This is a genomic window from Paenibacillus sp. RC21, from assembly GCF_044907935.1.
In the GTDB taxonomy this organism is placed as follows: domain Bacteria; phylum Bacillota; class Bacilli; order Paenibacillales; family Paenibacillaceae; genus Paenibacillus; species Paenibacillus terrae_A.
The window spans coordinates 235,793-254,804 of the sequence record NZ_JBIYCS010000004.1; the positions used below are offsets into that span (position 1 = coordinate 235,793).

Below are 19,012 nucleotides of genomic sequence, written 5' to 3' on the forward strand. Positions count from 1 at the left end.
TATACAAGGTTATACCCGAATAAACACAAAAGCAAACAAAGTTGTACGACAGCATACAGACTTTGCTTGCTTTGGAATGTTATGGAGTATCGTTTGTCTTGGTTGCAGCGGAATCCGTCGTTGTGGTCACAGGTTTGTTTTCTTGCTCAAACATATTTTGTACAAAGTTCTTAAGCTTTCTCTGGTCCACACCCAACACCTGTGCCCCCTTAACCGTTGTCTCTCGCACCAGCTCATTCGGTGGAATTTGCTGTTTCGCGATCGTTTTGGCGTCGATATTAAAGCCCAATGAAGCCAGTTGCAGCATTTCCGTTGTGCTCAGATTCGTTTCAATATATGGAGAGATGCTGTTTAAAATACTTGGCAGCTTAATCAGAGACGAGGTCGACTGGATTTTGCCACCCAGCTCGGTAATAAATTTGCGTTGCCGCTCCGTACGCGTAAAATCGGAAGTGGCATCATGACGAAAACGCACATATTGCAAGGCCGTTTTACCGTCCATGTGCTGCATTCCCTTTTTCAAATCAATATCAAACTGGTGCTTGTCTGCTTTGGAAGTGTAGTACATATCCTTTTCGACATCCAAATCAATACCGCCCACAGAATCCACCAGCGCAATAAAGCCGTTAAAATCCGTGTATACATAGTATTGGATCGGTATGCCGAGCAGGCCGCTCACCGTTTGTCTGGTCAGATCAGGCCCGCCGTAAGAAAATGCAGCATTCAATCGACTTTGCCCATGGCCCGGAATATCAACGTACGTATCACGCAGGATGGACATGAGCGTAGCCTTCTTCGTGACCGGATCAACAGAAGCAACCATAACAGAGTCAGAGCGTCCTGAATCCTCCCCGCGTGAATCGCCGCCCAGCAGCAAAATATTCACTCTCTCTTTCCCATCCCACTCTGGGGGAAGAGATACTTCTACAGGCTGTACATTCGTTGGGGACTGGCTTTGTGCTTGCGGCTTAAATTTCGAATCCTGACCGGTAGCGACCGAAATTTGATTTGTAAAATGATATATAGAGTAAGCATAATATCCGCCCACCAAAAGAACTGCCGCAGTCACAGAAATGCCCAGCCATTTTAATATTTTTCGCATATTTTCGAGTAACCTCGCTTTTATTCAACATCTTTCAGCTTATAAAAGCATACCCTCCCTGCAAGTTATCTGTCAATTCGCGTCGTCTGTTCAGCGTACACGATTGACCTGTGACTAATGGTAGTTTTCCTTGTCTGTCACGCTGTTATTCTTATGTTCTTGCGGCGCCAGGTTAGCTTTGTCAGGAGTGTCCGCGTACCATGGATTAAGATGCACAAGCACCTCGTAAACCCTCGGCTCCTGCTTCATCACGGCCCCTTTGATCAGCCGGATAATATCATGTCCCTGCTGAATCGTCAGGGAGGCATCCACAGAAGCGCGGATATCCACAATAATGTAATGACCGTGCTCACGGGCACGGATGCGGTCAATTCGCTGAACCTCGGCTACACTTAGGGCTGCTTCGGCATAGCTTTCGATTTCCTCGGTTGCAATCGCCTTTTCCATCAGTACATCTATGGATTCACGGCCCATTTCCCACGCCAGCCTCAGAACCAGCAATGCGACCACAAACCCGGCAATCGGGTCACCGTAGGATAAAATATGAATGCTCCAGTGCTCCCCGATCAAGCCCAAACCGATACCCAGTACAGCAGCAGCGGAGGCGTACACGTCCGCCAGATGATCTTTGGCCGTAGCAATGAGACCCTGGCTATTGGCTGCCCTTCCGATACGGATCGTATATATATACAGCCATTGCTTCCAGAGCAGGGAGATGATCGCCGCCACCAATGCCAGTATATGTTCCTTCGGCATCGGTTCAAACAGCGCCATAATGGAATGGTAGCCGATAAATATGCCGGCTGCGAACAAAATGACCGCTACCACGCTGGCTCCAATAACCTCTGCCTTGCCGTGACCATATGGATGATCCTCATCCGGCGGCAGACTCGATATACGCATCGCCCCCAGCGCCGTTGCCGAGGCGATTACGTCCCCGGCGTTATGCACACCATCAGCAACCAGCACCTTGCTGTTGAACATGACGCCTGTAATGATTTTAATGCCAGTTAATAGGATGTTGCTGATCAGGCTGATCCACGCTGACACCATAGCGCGTTTGCCCATATCCTGTTCGTGCATGATGTATAACCTCCGTATCTATCTTAAAAACAACTGTTATCGCCAAGTTAATCAGTTGTTTTTAAGGCAGCTATGCTGCTGGTTTTCTTTGTTTGCCCAAAATAGTAATGCCGCTTATTCCATCCTATGATGCTGCCGCGTTGGCGGCATGGGTGGAGATGATAATAGCCCCGGAAGATGAGCCTCTCCGGGGCTATTATCATAACCATAGTTGAGCGTTCTATGAGAACGCTCTTGCTTTATCTGGACCGTCCGCGACGGCCTCCCTGTCCTTGAGTCCCGCGCGGGCCGCCTTTGGCTTGTCCAATGCGACCACCTTGGCCTCCGCGAGCGGAGCCGCCGCTGCTGCGGTCATACCCGCCGCGTTCGCTGCTTTGCCCTGCCGAGCGACCTTGGCCTCCCCGAGCGGAGCCGCCGCTGCTGCGGTCATACCCGCCGCGTTCGCTGCTTTGCCCTACGGAGCGACCTTGGCCTCCGCGAGTGGAGCCGCCGCTGCTGCGGTCATACCCGCCGCGTTCGCTGCTGCGGCTGGAGCGACGTTCGCCGCCTGCGGAAGCTGCGCGTCCTTCGCGCGGCTGTTCCCGCTCCGTGCGGCCACGGCCTGTGCCGTCACGACGGTCAGCCTGTTCACGGCCGCTGCCCCGGCGTCCGCCGCCGGAACCGTTGCCGCCGAAGGAACGGCGGTCGTTTCTGCCTGAGCGGCGTTCTCCATCCTGCCGCTCAGCTGTACCGGCAGCAGGTCTACGCTGCCCGCCGCCCTCGCTGCTGGTGAATGTGACACCAGCAACCTTCTGGATGTTCCGAAGCTCTGGAACATCCCGTGGCGTGGCGAGCGTTACCGCCACACCCTTGCCTCCGGCACGGCCAGTACGCCCGATGCGGTGGATGTAGCTTTCGGCATCCTGCGGCATGTCATAGTTGAAGACATGCGTTACGCCTTCCACATCCAGGCCGCGTGCGGCTACATCGGTCGCTACAAGCAATTGAAGCTTAGCTTCACGGAACGCCTTCATTACTTGCTCACGCTTGTTCTGGGACAAATCCCCGTGAAGCTCGCCGCTCTCGAAGCCCATCTCTTGCAACTGCTCATTTAACGCAGCAGCGCGGCGCTTCGTACGGCAGAAAATAACAGCCAAATACGGACGATCTGCATTCAGCATATCCACTAATGCTTGCTGCTTGCCCCGATCCGTCGTCTGTACAACGACCTGACGGATTTGGCTCACCGGAACGGAAGAAGCAGACTTCACTTTTACATCCACAGGCTCGTTCATATATACACGAGCCAGTTTGCGGATACCTGCTGGCATTGTAGCGGAGAACAGCATGGTCTGTCTCCGGTACGGAACTTCCTGAAGAATCGTCTCTACATCGTTCAGAAAGCCCATGTGCAGCATTTGGTCGGCTTCATCCAGCACCAGCATTTTAACACCGCTCAGATCCAGCGTGCCGCGTCTCAGGTGATCCAGCAATCGTCCGGGTGTACCGATAATCAACTGTGCGCCGCCCTTCAGCTTGCGAAGCTGACGCTCTACATCCTGGCCTCCATAAACAGCCAGCAACGACAAGCTTGGCTCCGTAGCCGCCAATAAGTTCGCTTCCTGTGTAATCTGGAGCGCCAGCTCACGCGTTGGAGCAATCACGAGCGCCTGCGGATGGCGCTTGTCCAGATTCATTTTTTGCAAAATCGGCAGTAAAAACGCAAGCGTTTTACCTGTTCCCGTATGCGCCTCGGCAATAACGTCCTGACCTTCCATCAACAGCGGAATGGACTCCTGCTGTACAGGTGTTGGTGCTGTAATTCCCTGCTCTTTCAAGGCGTCTACCCAATGTTGCTCTACGCCTAATGCTGCAAAATTCTTCAAGTGGTATTCACTTCCCTTATCCGTATTCAATATGTGTCACGTAAAATAGGTTCATGTGCCATATGACATTCATCGTTCCATAGTTCAGAATTCCCATTTTTGTATCGGTTCTCATTCAACCCTTTTCAGGAAGGGAGCTTATCCGTTATCGTTGATTCTGTTCATGTAACCAAAACATACGGCCGCAATGCGGCTCAGGCCGTTCCATATATGACTTTCCTAGTATACGCGAATATGAACGGGTTTCCAAACCATTTTAATGAACGGATACAAAAGATGAATTTAGTTGCCATGTCATATATTATGATAGAAGAAATGCTTGAACGAGATACCCCGGGCATGAATTATGTTTTCCAATCATGAACTTGTTTTTCTTTACCACAACCTTGAAAAATCCATTATACTAAACATCAGGAGGTTGAAACTTATGCATATTCAGGTTCAAAACGTTGAGAAAAAAGAAAACGATTATCTCATTCATTACAAAGCCGGGGGCACACTGCCGTTCGTTCCGCATGATATTGTTCTGATTCATGGCAAGCAGTATTTTATCGGCACGATTGTGGAGGTAGGGGCGGAACAGGCTCTTTTACGTATCAATCCGCAATATGAGAGCCAGTTGGCAGGCTCCATCGGGCTTGAACTGGCTTTCTCACCGACCGTCTCCATTCAAGGAGCAGATAAAATCGTGGAAAAGCTCGGATATTTCCCTCCCTTTCATTATGACCACATTACAGCAGCCGATATCACAAAGGACCAGATAACATTGACGATTGAACTATCACCACCTACCGTACTGATACCCAAATCACCCGATCTGACGCCTTCCGCTGAGCAACCCTTACTTACTATGTCTTCAACGGAAAATGTATCCCGTTACGCGGTGACCTTTACTTTTTTAGAAACAAAGGAACATGAGTTGACGGCTATGGAAACGGAAAATATCATTTTACAGCTTGATTTCCGTTATGAAGAAGCGGACATGGTCATTGATATTGATGCAATAACCGGTCTGTCAGGCAGCTTCCTGTGCAGAGGCATCCGTGCGGAGATTGCAGAGTTGAATGAATAAACAGGAGGCTCGGGAGCTGCTGCGCTGTCATTCTTTTACACATGATGATCTGGATCATCCCAAAATGACGAACGGATTTTTTCTGTTGCAGTTGGCGCAGCAGTCGTCCGAGGATGAGCTTATTCGTATGGAGGCGCTGAAGGTCATCGGACTGTACACGGATGGCAACCAGCAGCCGACCATTTTACGGGGAATTTGCGAGCTGCTGGTCACGCCTGACGAAGATGATGATGTGCAAATAGCCGCTTTGCAAACTTTGGCATGGATGCCCTGCTCGGAAGCAGAACTCGGATTGGCCCTGAAGCTGATCCACAGTGATGCATACATATTAGTCAAGGAAGCAGCCTTTGCGCTGCTGTGCTCACATAAGCACCTGCCTTTCGCACAACATGCCCTGAAGCAATTGTTACAACATGAGGAATTCGGCGTGTCTGCCAAGCGGGAACTGTCAAGATAATCGACAACCAAAGGAGAATCAACCTACTCATGCGAGTCAAAATATTTATATTCATACTTATTATCGGGGTAATATGTGTTCCCGCCTATTTCATCATGAGCAGCTTCGGGTTATTTCAAAATGAAAAGGTACTTGTACAGTACAAGGTTGCCGTGGACTTGGAGGGTGAAAAGTATGATGCCTGGCCTGTAATCAGCAGCTTTACCGCTATAGACAAAAAAGGCGACGACCGTCAGCTCTACTATCAGGCGGAAGGCGCCGGCTTAGAATACTTGTTTCAGTTAGCCTATGGACAATATGAACTCAAGCCCTCCAAAGAAAATCCTTTTCTGGACGGAAGGATTCACTACACCCTGGATCATCCCGATTACGTTCGGCAAGAGAAGAATTATAAGAACGCCAACGATTACAGTCAGTTACAGCATTATTATAACCAGCAGGAACAAGTCATCTATACTTATAATCCCGAAGCCAGGCTTGACAAGGCATATGTTCGCTCCATTATCACAACAGGTATGACTCGCAGCTCTGGTGGATCAAGCAGTCTTGTGAAAGATAACTACATCAATATCAGTAGACTGTTCAAGGACAAGCTGGGAATTACCGTAAAAGTAGACGTGGACGAGGACAATAAAATCGTTACTCTATTCATAATATGAAAAATATCCGTGAGAAAGGAAGGGGATACTTATGACAGAAACACAACAATATCGATTGGGACCTGCTTATTTGGAGGGATGGGCTGTACCCGAGAACCCAGACACATGGATCGAGCAGGAATGGACAGGAAAGCTCCGTTCTCAGGCCGGACATACGAAATTTCATATTTTTTATTATGGAGAGTGGATGGACGAGCTGATCGCCGTGACTGAATTTGCACCTCAGCTCATGATTGCGGAGGATACGGTCACGGGCGAACAGATCGTGATATTTGACGGAACCCGACACGGTTACGACGCACTGCTATGCGAAGTATATACGGAGGAACAGCAGAACAACCGCACTCCCCTTTTACCCTATTTAGATGAAGACGGTGAGGATACGTTTGAGGTGAGCGTGACCGCTTATTACAATGTCGATTGGGATGATGAATTTTCAGACGATGTGGATGAGGATGGGCAGCTTGAGCTGATCAACGGCAAGCTATGCGATTTTGAAGAGGCGAAGCGGAACGGCTTTGATGCGATTAGTATTACGATTACAAGCGCCAAAGGTCTGAAAACAGAAATCATTCAGGAAGAGCTGGCCTGACGAGGATGGAACAGAAACGCTTCAAGGATGAATCTCTGAGCGTGAGCGGTATGAATGAATGGGTATTCACCAATCTGGAACGTTTTCAGAGCAATCCTGTCAATACCACCTATTATATCATCCCTGAGGAAGAGCTATGGGAGCTGGAGGATGCAGGTCTCACCGTCACCAATCACCGCGATGAAAGTATTCCCGCTTCCCTTCCCGATCACCATGCACAGACATGGCTGGAGATAGCGACCGTGCAGGATGTCATTGAAGTGCTACGCCGCAGCGGCAACGAGCCTGACATCCACCGCATCGCACAGGGACTTCAGTATTACCACGAATACAATGCTTTTATGGAATAAGAGATTCCAGCAGTGCTTTTACCTCAGGATTAGCCTGTTTCAGACTGCTTTTCAGCTTTTTCTCGCCGCCCCAAATTCGGTAAACGAGCAGCTCTTTGTCGTAATCGTCCAGCTTCTCAAGCTCCTCGACCAGCACCTGTGCCTGCTCCACATTTTGGATTCCGGACGACTTCAACGGCTTGGCACTTTGGTTGCCTGCCAGAAGAATCTTCGTCCAAACTGGAATCGTGTCCGGTGTCAGTCCATGCGCTTCGGCAAAAGCAGCCGCGTAGCCGTCCTGTACCGACTGATGCTCCGTGTCCACCAGCTTCATATAGCGAATCACCAATGGAAAATAGTCCGTTCCTTTCAGGCCCAGTCCCATCACCGCATAGGTGCCCGGCATCGCCGATTTTTCTCCCGGATCCACATCGTTGTACCACTTGAACTCTTCCATCGCGATATCTGCATATTCAGCCAGTAGCGGGTAGAGAGCTGGATATTCCAGTGCATTGGCAAAAAAACGATGCAACGTGGATTTAGCCAGCTTGGGCACAGGCAGGATATTTTTCACCTTGCTCTTGAGCTTCAGGCGATATTCCTTGGTAAAGCCCTTCTGTAAAATATCGCATACATATACGAGCGCTTCCCTGTAGCTCTCTTCTTCCTCCGAACGAATATGAACCTCCAGCGTTTGCAAAATATCATTCGCTTTACAGGTGACACGCTCGCTTGTGTATAGCGCTGGAATGCTACCTGATCCGCTCTTGAGCCACTGGGCGGCCTGCTCCGAGCCTAGCTGTGAAGCGATCTCCAAATATTTCTGCCGTGCATCGGCATCGGTCGAACCCACTCGCATCGCGGTGAGCAGGAACATCTCTATGGCTGGTGCAGGAATATCTGAAGGACGAATATCAGGCTTCACCGTATAATCCAGCCCGTAGCTTTTTTCACGATCCGCATACCTCGCCAAAAATTCATCTTCGGCCCAACGCTTCAAGTCACCGTTAAGCTGATGTCTCCATGCTTCCTCACGATTGCGGCTCACCTTCACTTTTGCATCCATTCGATCCAGAAGGTCACCTACCCGTTCGGCATCTATAGGGTACAAATGAGGATCGAGCAAGTGCCTCACAAAGAAAAAATCGTCCTTTTCCTTCGGCACAGCTTTACTGGAGGGGTTGAGCTTCTGTTCCACAAACTGCTGGATAGAGGCTAACAAATGCTGTCGTTTATCTTCGTTTAGAAGTGAAAATGTAAAATGGCTGGATTTCTTCTCCAAGACCACTTCCAGATGAAATTCCAGCCGATAACGAAAGAACATGGAACTAAATTTTTCAGACTTAAACAGCGTCTCTATCCGTTCCCTGATCACAGGCATCCATTCGTCCTGCACCTGCTGGAGCGTTACACCCTCCGTAAAATTAGGAATCTTCGTATCCGGTTTACGACTGTCCCAATCAAATAGCTCATAGATGTCTACCCGTAGTCCGTTCTTATTACACATGACGTTCAAGTATTCATGAATTCCTTCGTGAAGGGCACTTTTTGTCTGGAATTCGGCGATTCGTTTTTGCTCAGAAGCGTATACCTTATCAATTGCCTCGAAAATCGGATCTATGTATGCTTGTACCCCTGATGCCATTATGATGTGTTCCTCCTCCATGCCTTCACAAATTGTAGTTCCTACGCAAGTAAGATAGACTAATCTAAAACTATTTTATTTCCTGATTATAGCATATCTCTCATTTACTTTTGGACTCCATGAACAGAAAGTGAGAGCAATGAAGGTTTGTGATAAGATTCTAACATTCTTGCAGAAGCAGCATTGCCGGGTTTTAAAGTAAGAGGAGGACGAATGAAATGACGGCATATTTTGGGCAAATCCTTGATAGGCTGGGAGATATCGCAGAACGTCTGAGACAAAGCGGAATGCCTGACGTGGAATACAAGTCGACGGAGGGCATCTCCACAGTGGAGATAACTGCTCTGGAGGAACGGCTACAGATGACTTTGCCTGCCTCCCTGTCTGAACTGATCCAACGGTGCGGCAGCTTATATCTGTTATGGTCGCTTCCTCAACATTGCATTGTAGCTGATGTATCGAAACGTACAGGTGAATATAGCTTCACCTCTGATCACGGACTGAACATACTCGAAGATATCACGGGAGAGTTCGGCTGGAATCATGAGTATATTAGCTATTTCACATCCTATGGGGAAAATGCAGACTCACCAGCGACGACGGACGAACATCGGTATCTGATTTTCAACTACAACGGTGCTGGCGATCCAGTGTTACTCGATTTGGCTACATCCACTACCGAGCCTGCGGTGTTCTGCTATGATCACGAGCAGGATCGGTTGACCTTGCTTGCGGACAATCTGCCCGCCTATATAGACACCATCCTCACGTTGCACGGCCTATGGGTATGGGATTGGACGACAGTGATTGACGAGCATGGCATTCAGCTCACAAGTCACCCACTACAAATGTGGGTACGCTGGCTGGATGTGTTCTGCAATGTGAAGCTGGAGGATGCCCATTCACTTGAAGCTTTGGTTAATTACACTACGATGCATGGCGTAGACAATCCCGCCATTTTGCAGACCTTTCAAGCATATGATCCGAAGGATATTTTCCTTGCCTGGGAGCAGCGCCTTCAGCATAGTCCTGTGAATTTCGCTATATGGGGTGTTTTTATAGGAGAAACTGCTGGCGACGGGGCTGCTGATTGGGTCCGCTCCTTATGGCAGCCGGGCGCTGTGCAAACGTGGACTTCTTCCTTGGTTCCAAATAGCGGCTCTATTATAGCAGTTACATTTGTATCTACCCGTGCCTACCTGACCGCCCGCTGCCTGCCCAGGCATGAAGGCTTGGCATACGTGTGCAATAACCTGCTACAGCATTCGACGGGGGACGGTAAATTAGAAGGGTACACTGCTAACGGACAGCTACAGCATTTTCATTCACCACAGGTCATTGACTGGATGCGGGATAAGGTGAATCATCCAGTAGAAGGCTGGGCAACGCTCTTCGCCCACTCCCATCCTACAACTAAACAGTTGCTTGAATGGCTATCCGATAGCGAGCTTTATCAGAAAATCACAACCGAAGCGTTGAATATCATGATTCAACGGGATCTTCTTCCTCCTCTGGAAGCAGACACTTGGGCTAACATCTCAGACCTGCTTCATGCTTCTTTGCAGCTTGTTATGCTCAAAAAAGATAAACGCCGTATTGAAGCAGTGCTGGAGCAGCTTTCTGATTTGGGGCTTTGCTAAGCCTTTTGGAGTCGCTGCATCAGCAGCTTAACCCCTTGAAAAAGGTATCTATAGTGAATGAAATTAATTCATCATTCAAATTTGCTGTTGGGAAATCAAAACTCAGGAGCAGGGAAGTCAAGCCGTGCAGCATGCTTCACTTGGCGAATATTCGATCTGATCCGCAATTTTGCGCATAGAAACTTCGGCATACCCTTTCATATTCCAAAAAAAACCAGTATTGTAGCGCTTTCACTTGTCAAATTCCAATGAAGATGCTATCCTGCAAGTGGGATTGTTACTGAAAAGGCAAAACCCGAGTACATTAATGTACCCGGAGTTTGCCTTTTTTTGATTTATATCGATGCAGCATTATACAGTCAACCATCCCAAGCATGTGTAAGCGCTTTAAAAAATGACACCAAAGGAGATCAATTTCATGCAAAGAAGACGTTTCGCCCTTGTTTTACTATCTTTCGTGTTCCTGCTCACGATCGTTTTCCCGTCCTCCAGCTCTGCCGCAGCATCCGATGTACCAGCACCACAGGCTACCCTGCTTACTCAGGTACAGCCTTTGGGTGAAGTCGTTTCTGCCGTTGTACTGAAATACAGCACCAATATTGACGGGGCATCCTTATCCACTTCCAGCTTTCAGGTGCAATCTGTACTCAATGATGTATATACAGACAGAACAGTGACCGGTGTATATACCAATGATACTGGAGCTATTACCAACCGCAGTACTCATGGTAAATATGTCGTGATTGAGCTGGATAAGCAAGATAAAAATGCAAGTACCCTTACTTACGATGCAACAAGCGCAGTTAACCGCATCAACACGTTGAATTATTACATTAGTCAAAAGAAAGACATAGCAACTCAAAAGAAAGCAGTCATTCCAGCCACTGCACAGACTGTAAAAGCAACCGATAAAGTTACGCCTATCGTGGACGATTTCCAAAAAAACACTTTTGAAAATAAAGACGGCTTCAAGCTGAACTACTTTACGTTTGAGCCTAAAGTAGAGTCTGGCAAAACCTACCCGCTGGTTGTGTTTCTGCACGGAAACGGTGAGCGTGGTGACGGAAACGGAGTGAACCTACTGGCGAATGCTGGTGCCGTTACTTGGGCTTCTCCTGAGCAGCAAGCCAAGCACCCTTCCTTCGTAATCGCTCCACAAAGCCCGATTGACCTGGAACATAAATTCATTTGGGCGGATGAGCCGCGCAACAGCGCTGTAGCCGATCTGGTACGTGAAACGGCGTTAAAATATCCGATCGACACTAACCGAATCTATATCGTTGGTATTTCTCAAGGAGCTATGGGAACATGGAGATTGTTGGAGAAAAATCTTGATTTGTTCGCCGCAGGTGTGCCGATTGCCGGTTTGACCAACTATGAAAAAGCCGTTAACATGTATGCACCTGTTGATCCTAAACACGTGGAAGTATTGAAAAACGTACCTATTTGGGCCTTCCATGCCGTAGACGACACCTCGGTAAGCCCTAAAAACTCGCAAGAAATGGTAGCTGCCATTAAAGCACAAAACGGAAATCTCATTCATTTTACTGAATATGAAGCTGGAATTATCAAACCTGTAGGACACTTCTCATGGGTTCCCGCTTTGCAAAATCAGGATATGATTGAGTGGCTGTTTGCACAAAAGAAATAAAATTGTTTTTCATATCTCTAAAAATAAAGCGCCAGATAGGTTCGATATCCGTCTGGCGCTGTTTTGCTATCTAAAAAAACTACGACAGCATAATTAACTAACTTATAAGTGAATTCCATTTTTGCTCTAAGTCGTTGAGGTAGCCTGCGCTATTGCGATTAAATTTTTTGCGTAATATAACGCTGGTTAAACGCTGATCCCACAGTGCTTTTCGAGATTTATAGCGAGTAAAGCAAACTGAGCGCAGTCGTGAAATGACATGTTCTTGGCGCAGTGCATCATTCACTAATACGATCATTTCACCATTGCGTATGATGTAACTGTTCCAATTACGAAGTCCCGTAATACGACGGTGACTAGCCTTCGTCCGTCGAAAGAATTGCTCTAAGTCATTGCTCGTTCTTGGAATGTAGTAATGGTCATAACAAGTGAACAAGCCTTTCCAAAACCCTCTGGAAAAGTTAAGTAAATTGTTAACCATTAGCTCGTCACTCTGATGCGTGTAGGTTTGTTTCACCCATTCCAGTAGCAGGGACAGTTCCCACCCAGCCGTCTCACTACTTTTATCTTCCTCAGGAGTGAGAATGCTAGCGATATGTTCCAAGGGTTTCACTAGCCGCGAAACGGCTGTATAACTAGGTTTTAATTCTTCAATTTTACTGAATATTCTGACAACACCTTGAAGTAAATTAGGCTCTTTTTTTACTCAAGCATCTTTGTAAGGAAGCTTGTATGGCTTGTGCACGTTCATAAATTTTGGTACTCCTAACGCTGATAATCTGCCGTTCTACCTTACGGATTCCAAAGGTAATAAACTGGATACAGGGATCGCCGATCAAGGCGAGCCAGAGGGGATAATCGCGTTCATGACGGTTGGTCATAAGCTGCCGCAAGAGATGGTATTGCAAATCAATGTGAATCGCATCGGTGGGACTGAGGGAAGCTGGAAAGGCCAACTTCAAATCGACCAACTGAAGTCATCAACCCCAAGTACCAAGTAATCCGTGCTTTAAAATTTCCAATGAGAAAGGTGGACACCTCATGAGTGTCCACCTTTTTTTGTCGCGAATAAATCAATTTTGAACCGGGGTCCCTTTTCATTGGTTTTGAGATTTATAAAGTATGGATTCAGCAATCGGTATGCCGGGACAGCAACCGTCAGTGCTTAGGTAAGAACTTTTATCACTTCAACAACAATCTTAGATTAATAAACTATGCTGCCCGTTAGCTGAGCGAAGGGCTGCCACGCGGCAGCCCTTTCGATGTTGAATCTATAGTTCCCCGAGGGAGTTTAATAATCATAATACGGTGTTAACAAAATTTAGTGTATATGCTCAGGGTGACACTCACCTTTATGACAGTACCTGTACTAAAAGTGCGTACTTACATATTTACAGTGCAATCTTTATACTCAAAGAAGGAAATAAATAAATTTCTATAACCTGGAAATATAGAAACTTAAGAAAGAGGGATAATTATATGTCTAATGCTTGGAAAGTTTACTTATTAGCCGCTGTTAGCTTCTTGCTTGGAACATCCGAGTATATCATAGCAGGGATTCTCGACACAGTTGCAAGAGACGTTAATGTCTCCGTCGCTGCTGCTGGTCAGCTCATTACTGTTTTTTCACTCGCCTATGCTTTTGGAACACCTTTCCTTATCGCATTTACAGCACGAATGGAGCAGCGCAAGCTTTTAGTTTATTCACTTGGTGTATTTGTGATTGGAAATATTATCGCCGTAGTTTTACCTGGCTTTGGATTTCTTTTAGTCTCACGCGTTATTCTTGCACTAAGCATGGGAGTATTCGTTGTAACCTCCTTTACTGTCGCTACCAAGATGACTCCACCTGATAAACAGGGAAGTGCAATTGCAACAATCCTTATGGGCTTTAGCACCTCGTTGATTATCGGTGTTCCGCTAGGCAGAGTTATTGCTTCCGCTTATGATTGGAGATTGATCTTCGAAGGAATCGGTGCACTTAGTATTCTTGCGATGATCGTTATACTCTTAGTCATCCCACGCTCAAATGGCGATGAGTCGGTTCCCTTGCGCAAACAGCTTGCTTTAATTAAGCAACCGAAAATAATTGCAGCCCTAATGATCACTTTCTTATGGATTTCTGGTTATTCTACGGTCTACACCTACATTTCTCCCTTCCTGCTGTCGATTACAGGGATGAACAGTAAAACAGTTATCATTGCTTTATTCGCTTTCGGGATTGCCAGCTTATTCGGCTCAAAGCTTGGCGGCTATAGTACGGATAAATGGGGATTCCCTCGTACTTTATTTGTCAGTATGGTACTGCATGTAGTAGCCTTAGTTCTACTGTCATTATCAGCCCAATCGCCTGCTATCATTTTCCTTGTGCTCATATTTTGGGCTCTCTCCGCTTGGTCAACAAGTCCAACTCAGCAATATCACTTAATGACGCTTGCTCCGGCGGCCTCAGGCATTATGGTGAGTATGAATAGTTCAGTTTTACAGCTTGCTATGGGTGCTGGTGCAGGAATTGGAGGCGTTTTCGTGGAACAAGTTTCCTTAGCTTCGATTAGCTGGATTGGAGCTGCGGTTGTTGCCATCGCTGCAATAACCGTTATGGTATATTTACGAGTAACCCACTCCAAAGCTTGACAATCTGTAATAGTTAGCTTTATTAAGACTGCTATAAAAAAGAAGTATTTCCCTGTTCAGGAGATACTTCTTTGTAATATAAACAAGACAACTATGCCTACCGCTGTACAGCCTCCAGAGCTGGCGAACTGTTTTTCTCTCCCCACTCGCACATCATATTTAACAATGGAATGAGAGAAAGACCACTTTCAGATAATGAATATTCAACTTTTGGAGGTATTTGGGGAAATTCCTTGCGTATGATAAGCCCATCTGCCTCCAGCTCTTTTAACATGATGCTTTGCGTTTTAAAGGAAATGGTACCGATACATCGATTCAGCTCATTAAACCGCATTACCTTATTTTCAGACAGCCAATACATAATGATCATTTTATATTTACCGCCTATTAAGGACAACGTGTATCCAAAGCCAGTTTCTTTTAGTTTCACGCCAGTTGGAATATAGGTTTCGCGCACAAGTTACACTCTCCTTTTGGTAAGTATATGATATAAATATGCATACTTTATAATACATCATTATGCAATCTTATTGAAAGGATGTAAATCGCTATAAAATTTGATATATCCTAAATTTGAATAAGTTTTAGAAACGGAATGGGACCGGAACGATGGCAGCGCGAACGCGGAGGGCGAGTGTTGGCCAAAACAGGAAACGGTTAGTTGAGTAAAGATAACCTTTTTATTACTTCTTCAGATATTCGATTCACAATGGAGAATGTATCTAAATAACCCTCTATGACAATGTCTGAACTTGGTTTAACTGTCCTTTCCATTTCCAAATAAGCCGACCTTCCCTTAACTAAATAGTTTTTTAACTATGACAGCATAATTAACTAGCTCATAAGTGAATTCCATTTTTGCTCTAAGTCGTTGAGGTAGCCTGCGCTATTGCGATTAAATTTTTTGCGTAATAGACTGTTCCGTTTTCTCTGTTACAAGCGCTTTGGATTCAACTTGCTCTATTTTTCGTTCGATGTCGCGAATCCCGCGCATGCTCTTTTTGAGTTCCATTTTTAACTTGCGATCGGCGTCGATAATGGGCTTAGCAATGTCTTTCAGATAGTGGTACTGACTTTACTTTCGCGTAACTCCTTATTACTTATTTTATAAATAAAATGACTCGATTCAATAAATACAACTCTCTAATTCTACTGTACTGCTGAAATTGCTAAAAGGCCCATTTTTTCTTAATAATAAAAAGCGCCGGGTTCATTCCCCCCAACGCTTCCTTAATGCCTTCATGTATGAAACAACGATTATTCCACTTTGCCGCCCTCTACGACCAATTGGTCTGTAAAGCCTTCTCCGTAAACAGAGGTCAGTGTGTCCTTGTAGGCTTGATGCACAAAGTTTTCCTTGCCTAATGTAGCCAGCTCATTGTTGATCCAGTCTAACAGCTCCTTATTTCCCTTCGCTACTGCGGGTGCAATCGTATCCTGGCCGCCAAAGGCCGGAATGGTTACGGTGAAGCCGGGATTGGCTTTCGCCCAAGCGATCAGCTCTGTATTATCGTTAGCGATGGCAGCGCCGCGCTTGTCTTTGAGAGCTGAGAAAATTTCCGTGTACTGATCGAATTTGAGCAGCTTGATGTCAGGATAATTTTTCGTAAAATAGGTCTCAGCCGTCGTTCCTTTTGCGACAATCAGCTTCTGATCCGAGTTCTTCAATTGATCAATCGTAGTGATCGGAGCGCTGTCGGGTGATACAATGCCAAAGGATAATTTCATGTATGGATTAGTAAAATCGACCTTTTCTTTGCGCTCGTCCGTCACGGTAAAGTTAGCCATGATGATGTCTACCTTGTTGGATTGCAAATAAGCGACCCGGCTGGCGGCATCCACCAGCACGAACTCTACCTTGGACTCATCGCCCAATAGATCCTTGGCAAATCGTTTCGCAATATATACGTCAAAGCCCTGATTCTTCCCTTCTGAATCCACGTAGCCAAACGGAGGCTTATCCGCGAAAACACCAATTCGGATTTTGCCGTTCTTTTTAATGTCCTCAATCGAAGCAAATTTTGCCGAGCCAGAATTGCCATTGACATTGCCTCCTGCTCCCGCGCAGCCCGTCATTCCGATAAGCAGCAGGCTTACAGCCAGCAATAATGCCGTTAACTTCAACCCTTTTTTCATCGTATTCATCCCCCTGTTTATGTAGTTTCATACTGAAATATATCCAGAAAGTGCTGGGCACGCTCTGTTTCCGGTTGGGTGAAAAATTGCTGTGGCGTGGTCATTTCGCATATTTGTCCTTGATCCATAAAAACGATACGATCCCCCACCGACTTGGCGAATCCCATCTCATGCGTCACGATAATCATCGTCATTCCCTGTCGCGCCAGTTCTCGCATCACATCCAGCACCTCTCTGACCATTTCCGGGTCCAAGGATGCCGTGACTTCGTCAAAGAGCATAATTTCAGGGTTCATACACAGTGCGCGTACAATCGCAATCCGCTGCTTTTGTCCGCCTGATAACTCTCTCGGATACGCATCCTTGCGATCCAATAGACCGACCCGTTCCAATAATTGCTCCGCTTGCTTGAGCGCTTCCTGCTTGTTTCTTCGCTGCACTTTAAGCGGGCCTAGCAATATATTTTCCAAAACGGTCATATGGGGAAACAGCTCATAGTTCTGGAATACCATCCCGATATGCTGTCGTATCTCCCGCCAATTCACTTTTTTATCCGTAAGATCCTGCCCTCTATATTGGATTTCTCCGCCTTGGACTGGCTCCAGACCATTGAGGCATCGCAGAAGTGTGCTTTTTCCACAGCCCGAAGGGCCAAGAACAACCACGACCTCCCCCTTCGTTACCTCCAGATCAATCTGTTGGAGTACCTTTCGATCACCGAAGCTTTTGTCCAGCCCTCGAATCTCCAGCAAAACCTCCACAGCCTCTGCCATTACGCCACCCCATCCTGCTAATTTTGCCATCTGCGTTCGAATCTTTTGGAAAGTCTGGATAACGGATAACATACGAGAAAATAGAGTATAAAAATAAAACCGTACACCCAAAAGGATGCAGCAGGCGCTTTAATCACACCAAGCTCAATAATCTGTTGTCCGACCTTTACCACCTCTACCACGCCAATCAACACCACCAATGACGTTGTTTTGATCATCCGTGTCGCCAGATTAATAGAACCCGGCAGCATTCGGCGCACCGCCTGAGGAATGAGCACATGACGGTATAACTGTCCATACGTCAGACCCAGTGCTTGCCCGGATTCCACCTGATGCTTGGGTAACGATTCGAGCGCACCACGAACGATGTCACCGATCTCCGCCGCACCCCATAAGCTAAACACGATAATTGCCGTTAGCTCCCCGCTAATGTTCACATTCAGCAAAGGCGTGAAGCCGAAGTACACGACATACAGCCAAACCAAAATCGGAATAATACGAAACGTCTCCAGATAAAGCCGTAATACAAATCGAATCGGTCCCGACTTTAAAGTGCGCAATAGCCCCATCACGATGCCCAGCACTGTGCCGATCACAATCGAAATAAATGCAATTTCCATCGTAACGAGTAACCCACCTAACAGACGCTCAAAATTGGAACCTTCAAAAAGCACATTAATCCCCGAATTCTGCATATCGCACCTTCCTTTCCACCCATGTCAGCAGCATCGACAAAGGCAAAAGCAGGACGAGATAAGCCAGCACCAGCAGAATCAGCGATTCCGCCGTTTTGTAGTACATGCCGATCAGGTCTTTTGCCACATTCATAATATCTAGCAAAGCAATGGCGCCAACAATGGAGGTTTCTTTGAGCAGAAAAATCGCATTCGCACCCAAGGATGGAACACTGATAGCAAAGGCCTGTGGCAAAATAACATACCGCGCCAGTTGCACCTTGGACAGTCCCAAGCTAAGCCCGGATTCCGTCTGAGTTTTACTCACTGCTTCAATCCCACCACGGAACGCCTCTGCCATATACCCTCCGCCCAAAAAGGTCATACCAATGATGGCGCACGTCATTTCGCTCATATGCAACCCAATTTTTGTAAAACCATAGTACAGAAAATACAACTGTACCAGCAGCGGTGTATTTCGGGAAAGCTCAATATACGCTACAATAATGCCGCTGATACCCTTCACCTTGTAATACAACACGATACTGCACAGCAAACCGACGATCAGCGAAAAAAGTATGGCCCAAAAAGCAATCTTCAGTGTAAGCCACATCGCCTCACCATACAGCGGCAAGCTCTCTACGATAAACTCCCAGTCTAAATTCATATGTACATACCTTTCAATTTTCGATTAATCCTA

General features: G+C 46.7%; 19 protein-coding genes. 9 read left to right on the forward strand and 10 right to left on the reverse strand.

Features of this window, described 5'->3' with window-relative positions; all coding sequences use genetic code 11:
• Nucleotides 1-79: 79 nt before the first annotated feature.
• From ABIA61_RS14620 to ABIA61_RS14630, 3 genes are all read right to left on the reverse strand, one after another.
• The gene (locus tag ABIA61_RS14620; RefSeq protein WP_283653638.1) at nucleotides 80-1,102 is read right to left on the reverse strand and encodes an LCP family protein; all 1,023 of its coding nucleotides are present in this window, start codon (nucleotides 1,100-1,102) and stop codon (nucleotides 80-82) included.
• A 114-nt stretch (nucleotides 1,103-1,216) separates the two neighbouring features.
• The gene (locus tag ABIA61_RS14625; protein ID WP_404519400.1) at nucleotides 1,217-2,185 is read right to left on the reverse strand and encodes a cation diffusion facilitator family transporter; all 969 of its coding nucleotides are present in this window, start codon (nucleotides 2,183-2,185) and stop codon (nucleotides 1,217-1,219) included.
• Nucleotides 2,186-2,424: 239 nt separating this feature from the next.
• The gene (locus ABIA61_RS14630) at nucleotides 2,425-4,050 is read right to left on the reverse strand and encodes a DEAD/DEAH box helicase (protein ID WP_404580917.1); all 1,626 of its coding nucleotides are present in this window, start codon (nucleotides 4,048-4,050) and stop codon (nucleotides 2,425-2,427) included.
• A 427-nt stretch (nucleotides 4,051-4,477) separates the two neighbouring features.
• Between ABIA61_RS14630 and ABIA61_RS14635 the strand changes: the two genes are divergently transcribed.
• The 5 genes from ABIA61_RS14635 to ABIA61_RS14655 are packed head-to-tail and all read left to right on the forward strand — an operon-like array spanning nucleotide 4,478 to nucleotide 7,180.
• On the forward strand, nucleotides 4,478-5,122 hold the full coding sequence (locus tag ABIA61_RS14635; protein ID WP_404580918.1) for an immunity 50 family protein: 645 nt from the start codon (nucleotides 4,478-4,480) through the stop codon (nucleotides 5,120-5,122).
• Nucleotides 5,115-5,579, forward strand: a complete 465-nt coding sequence (locus tag ABIA61_RS14640; RefSeq protein WP_283653642.1) for a HEAT repeat domain-containing protein — start codon at nucleotides 5,115-5,117, stop codon at nucleotides 5,577-5,579. The genes ABIA61_RS14635 and ABIA61_RS14640 overlap by 8 nt, the downstream gene beginning before the upstream one ends.
• 29 nt (nucleotides 5,580-5,608) lie before the next feature.
• Nucleotides 5,609-6,238 carry a hypothetical protein gene (locus ABIA61_RS14645; protein ID WP_404519397.1) on the forward strand — a complete coding sequence of 210 codons (630 nt, stop codon included), beginning with the start codon at nucleotides 5,609-5,611 and terminating at the stop codon, nucleotides 6,236-6,238.
• 31 nt (nucleotides 6,239-6,269) lie between these two features.
• A complete protein-coding gene (locus tag ABIA61_RS14650; protein WP_404580919.1) occupies nucleotides 6,270-6,830 on the forward strand; it encodes a hypothetical protein in 561 nt (186 codons plus the stop codon).
• Nucleotides 6,831-6,835: 5 nt separating this feature from the next.
• A complete protein-coding gene (locus ABIA61_RS14655; protein WP_404580920.1) occupies nucleotides 6,836-7,180 on the forward strand; it encodes a DUF7716 domain-containing protein in 345 nt (114 codons plus the stop codon).
• On the opposite strand, the gene ABIA61_RS14660 is transcribed toward ABIA61_RS14655, so the two are convergent.
• Nucleotides 7,170-8,804 carry a DUF6138 family protein gene (locus ABIA61_RS14660; RefSeq protein ID WP_404580921.1) on the reverse strand — a complete coding sequence of 545 codons (1,635 nt, stop codon included), beginning with the start codon at nucleotides 8,802-8,804 and terminating at the stop codon, nucleotides 7,170-7,172. The two genes, ABIA61_RS14655 and ABIA61_RS14660, sit on opposite strands and share 11 nt — an antisense overlap.
• Before the next feature lie 218 nt (nucleotides 8,805-9,022).
• On the opposite strand from ABIA61_RS14660, the gene ABIA61_RS14665 reads away from it, so the two are divergent.
• Complete coding sequence (locus ABIA61_RS14665) at nucleotides 9,023-10,444, forward strand: SMI1/KNR4 family protein (RefSeq protein ID WP_404580922.1); 1,422 nt, start codon at nucleotides 9,023-9,025, stop codon at nucleotides 10,442-10,444.
• Nucleotides 10,445-10,862: 418 nt separating this feature from the next.
• Nucleotides 10,863-12,095 (forward strand): peptidase, encoded by a 1,233-nt coding sequence (locus tag ABIA61_RS14670; RefSeq protein WP_404580923.1) that lies wholly within the window; start codon nucleotides 10,863-10,865, stop codon nucleotides 12,093-12,095.
• Nucleotides 12,096-12,192: 97 nt separating this feature from the next.
• Here the strand turns inward: ABIA61_RS14670 and ABIA61_RS14675 are convergent, their stop codons facing one another.
• Nucleotides 12,193-12,708, reverse strand: a complete 516-nt coding sequence (locus ABIA61_RS14675; RefSeq protein ID WP_404580924.1) for a hypothetical protein — start codon at nucleotides 12,706-12,708, stop codon at nucleotides 12,193-12,195.
• Between the two features lie 124 nt (nucleotides 12,709-12,832).
• Here ABIA61_RS14675 and ABIA61_RS14680 point away from each other — a divergent pair, with 124 nt between their 5' ends.
• Together ABIA61_RS14680 and ABIA61_RS14685 are read left to right on the forward strand one after the other, a co-directional pair.
• Nucleotides 12,833-13,096 carry a hypothetical protein gene (locus tag ABIA61_RS14680; protein ID WP_283653651.1) on the forward strand — a complete coding sequence of 88 codons (264 nt, stop codon included), beginning with the start codon at nucleotides 12,833-12,835 and terminating at the stop codon, nucleotides 13,094-13,096.
• A gap of 478 nt (nucleotides 13,097-13,574) precedes the next feature.
• Entirely contained in the window at nucleotides 13,575-14,729 is a 1,155-nt protein-coding gene (locus ABIA61_RS14685) for an MFS transporter (protein WP_404580925.1), read from the forward strand.
• Between the two features lie 97 nt (nucleotides 14,730-14,826).
• Here the strand turns inward: ABIA61_RS14685 and ABIA61_RS14690 are convergent, their stop codons facing one another.
• The 5 genes from ABIA61_RS14690 to ABIA61_RS14710 form a co-directional block, all read right to left on the reverse strand.
• On the reverse strand, nucleotides 14,827-15,186 hold the full coding sequence (locus ABIA61_RS14690; protein ID WP_283653653.1) for a winged helix-turn-helix transcriptional regulator: 360 nt from the start codon (nucleotides 15,184-15,186) through the stop codon (nucleotides 14,827-14,829).
• Between the two features lie 800 nt (nucleotides 15,187-15,986).
• Complete coding sequence (locus ABIA61_RS14695; protein ID WP_404580926.1) at nucleotides 15,987-16,865, reverse strand: cysteine ABC transporter substrate-binding protein; 879 nt, start codon at nucleotides 16,863-16,865, stop codon at nucleotides 15,987-15,989.
• 17 nt (nucleotides 16,866-16,882) lie between these two features.
• A complete protein-coding gene (locus ABIA61_RS14700) occupies nucleotides 16,883-17,638 on the reverse strand; it encodes an amino acid ABC transporter ATP-binding protein (RefSeq protein ID WP_283656337.1) in 756 nt (251 codons plus the stop codon).
• Nucleotides 17,639-17,655: 17 nt separating this feature from the next.
• A complete protein-coding gene (locus ABIA61_RS14705; RefSeq protein ID WP_044644408.1) occupies nucleotides 17,656-18,333 on the reverse strand; it encodes an amino acid ABC transporter permease in 678 nt (225 codons plus the stop codon).
• Complete coding sequence (locus ABIA61_RS14710) at nucleotides 18,314-18,979, reverse strand: amino acid ABC transporter permease (RefSeq protein WP_283653655.1); 666 nt, start codon at nucleotides 18,977-18,979, stop codon at nucleotides 18,314-18,316. The genes ABIA61_RS14705 and ABIA61_RS14710 overlap by 20 nt, the downstream gene beginning before the upstream one ends.
• Nucleotides 18,980-19,012 lie beyond the last annotated feature (33 nt).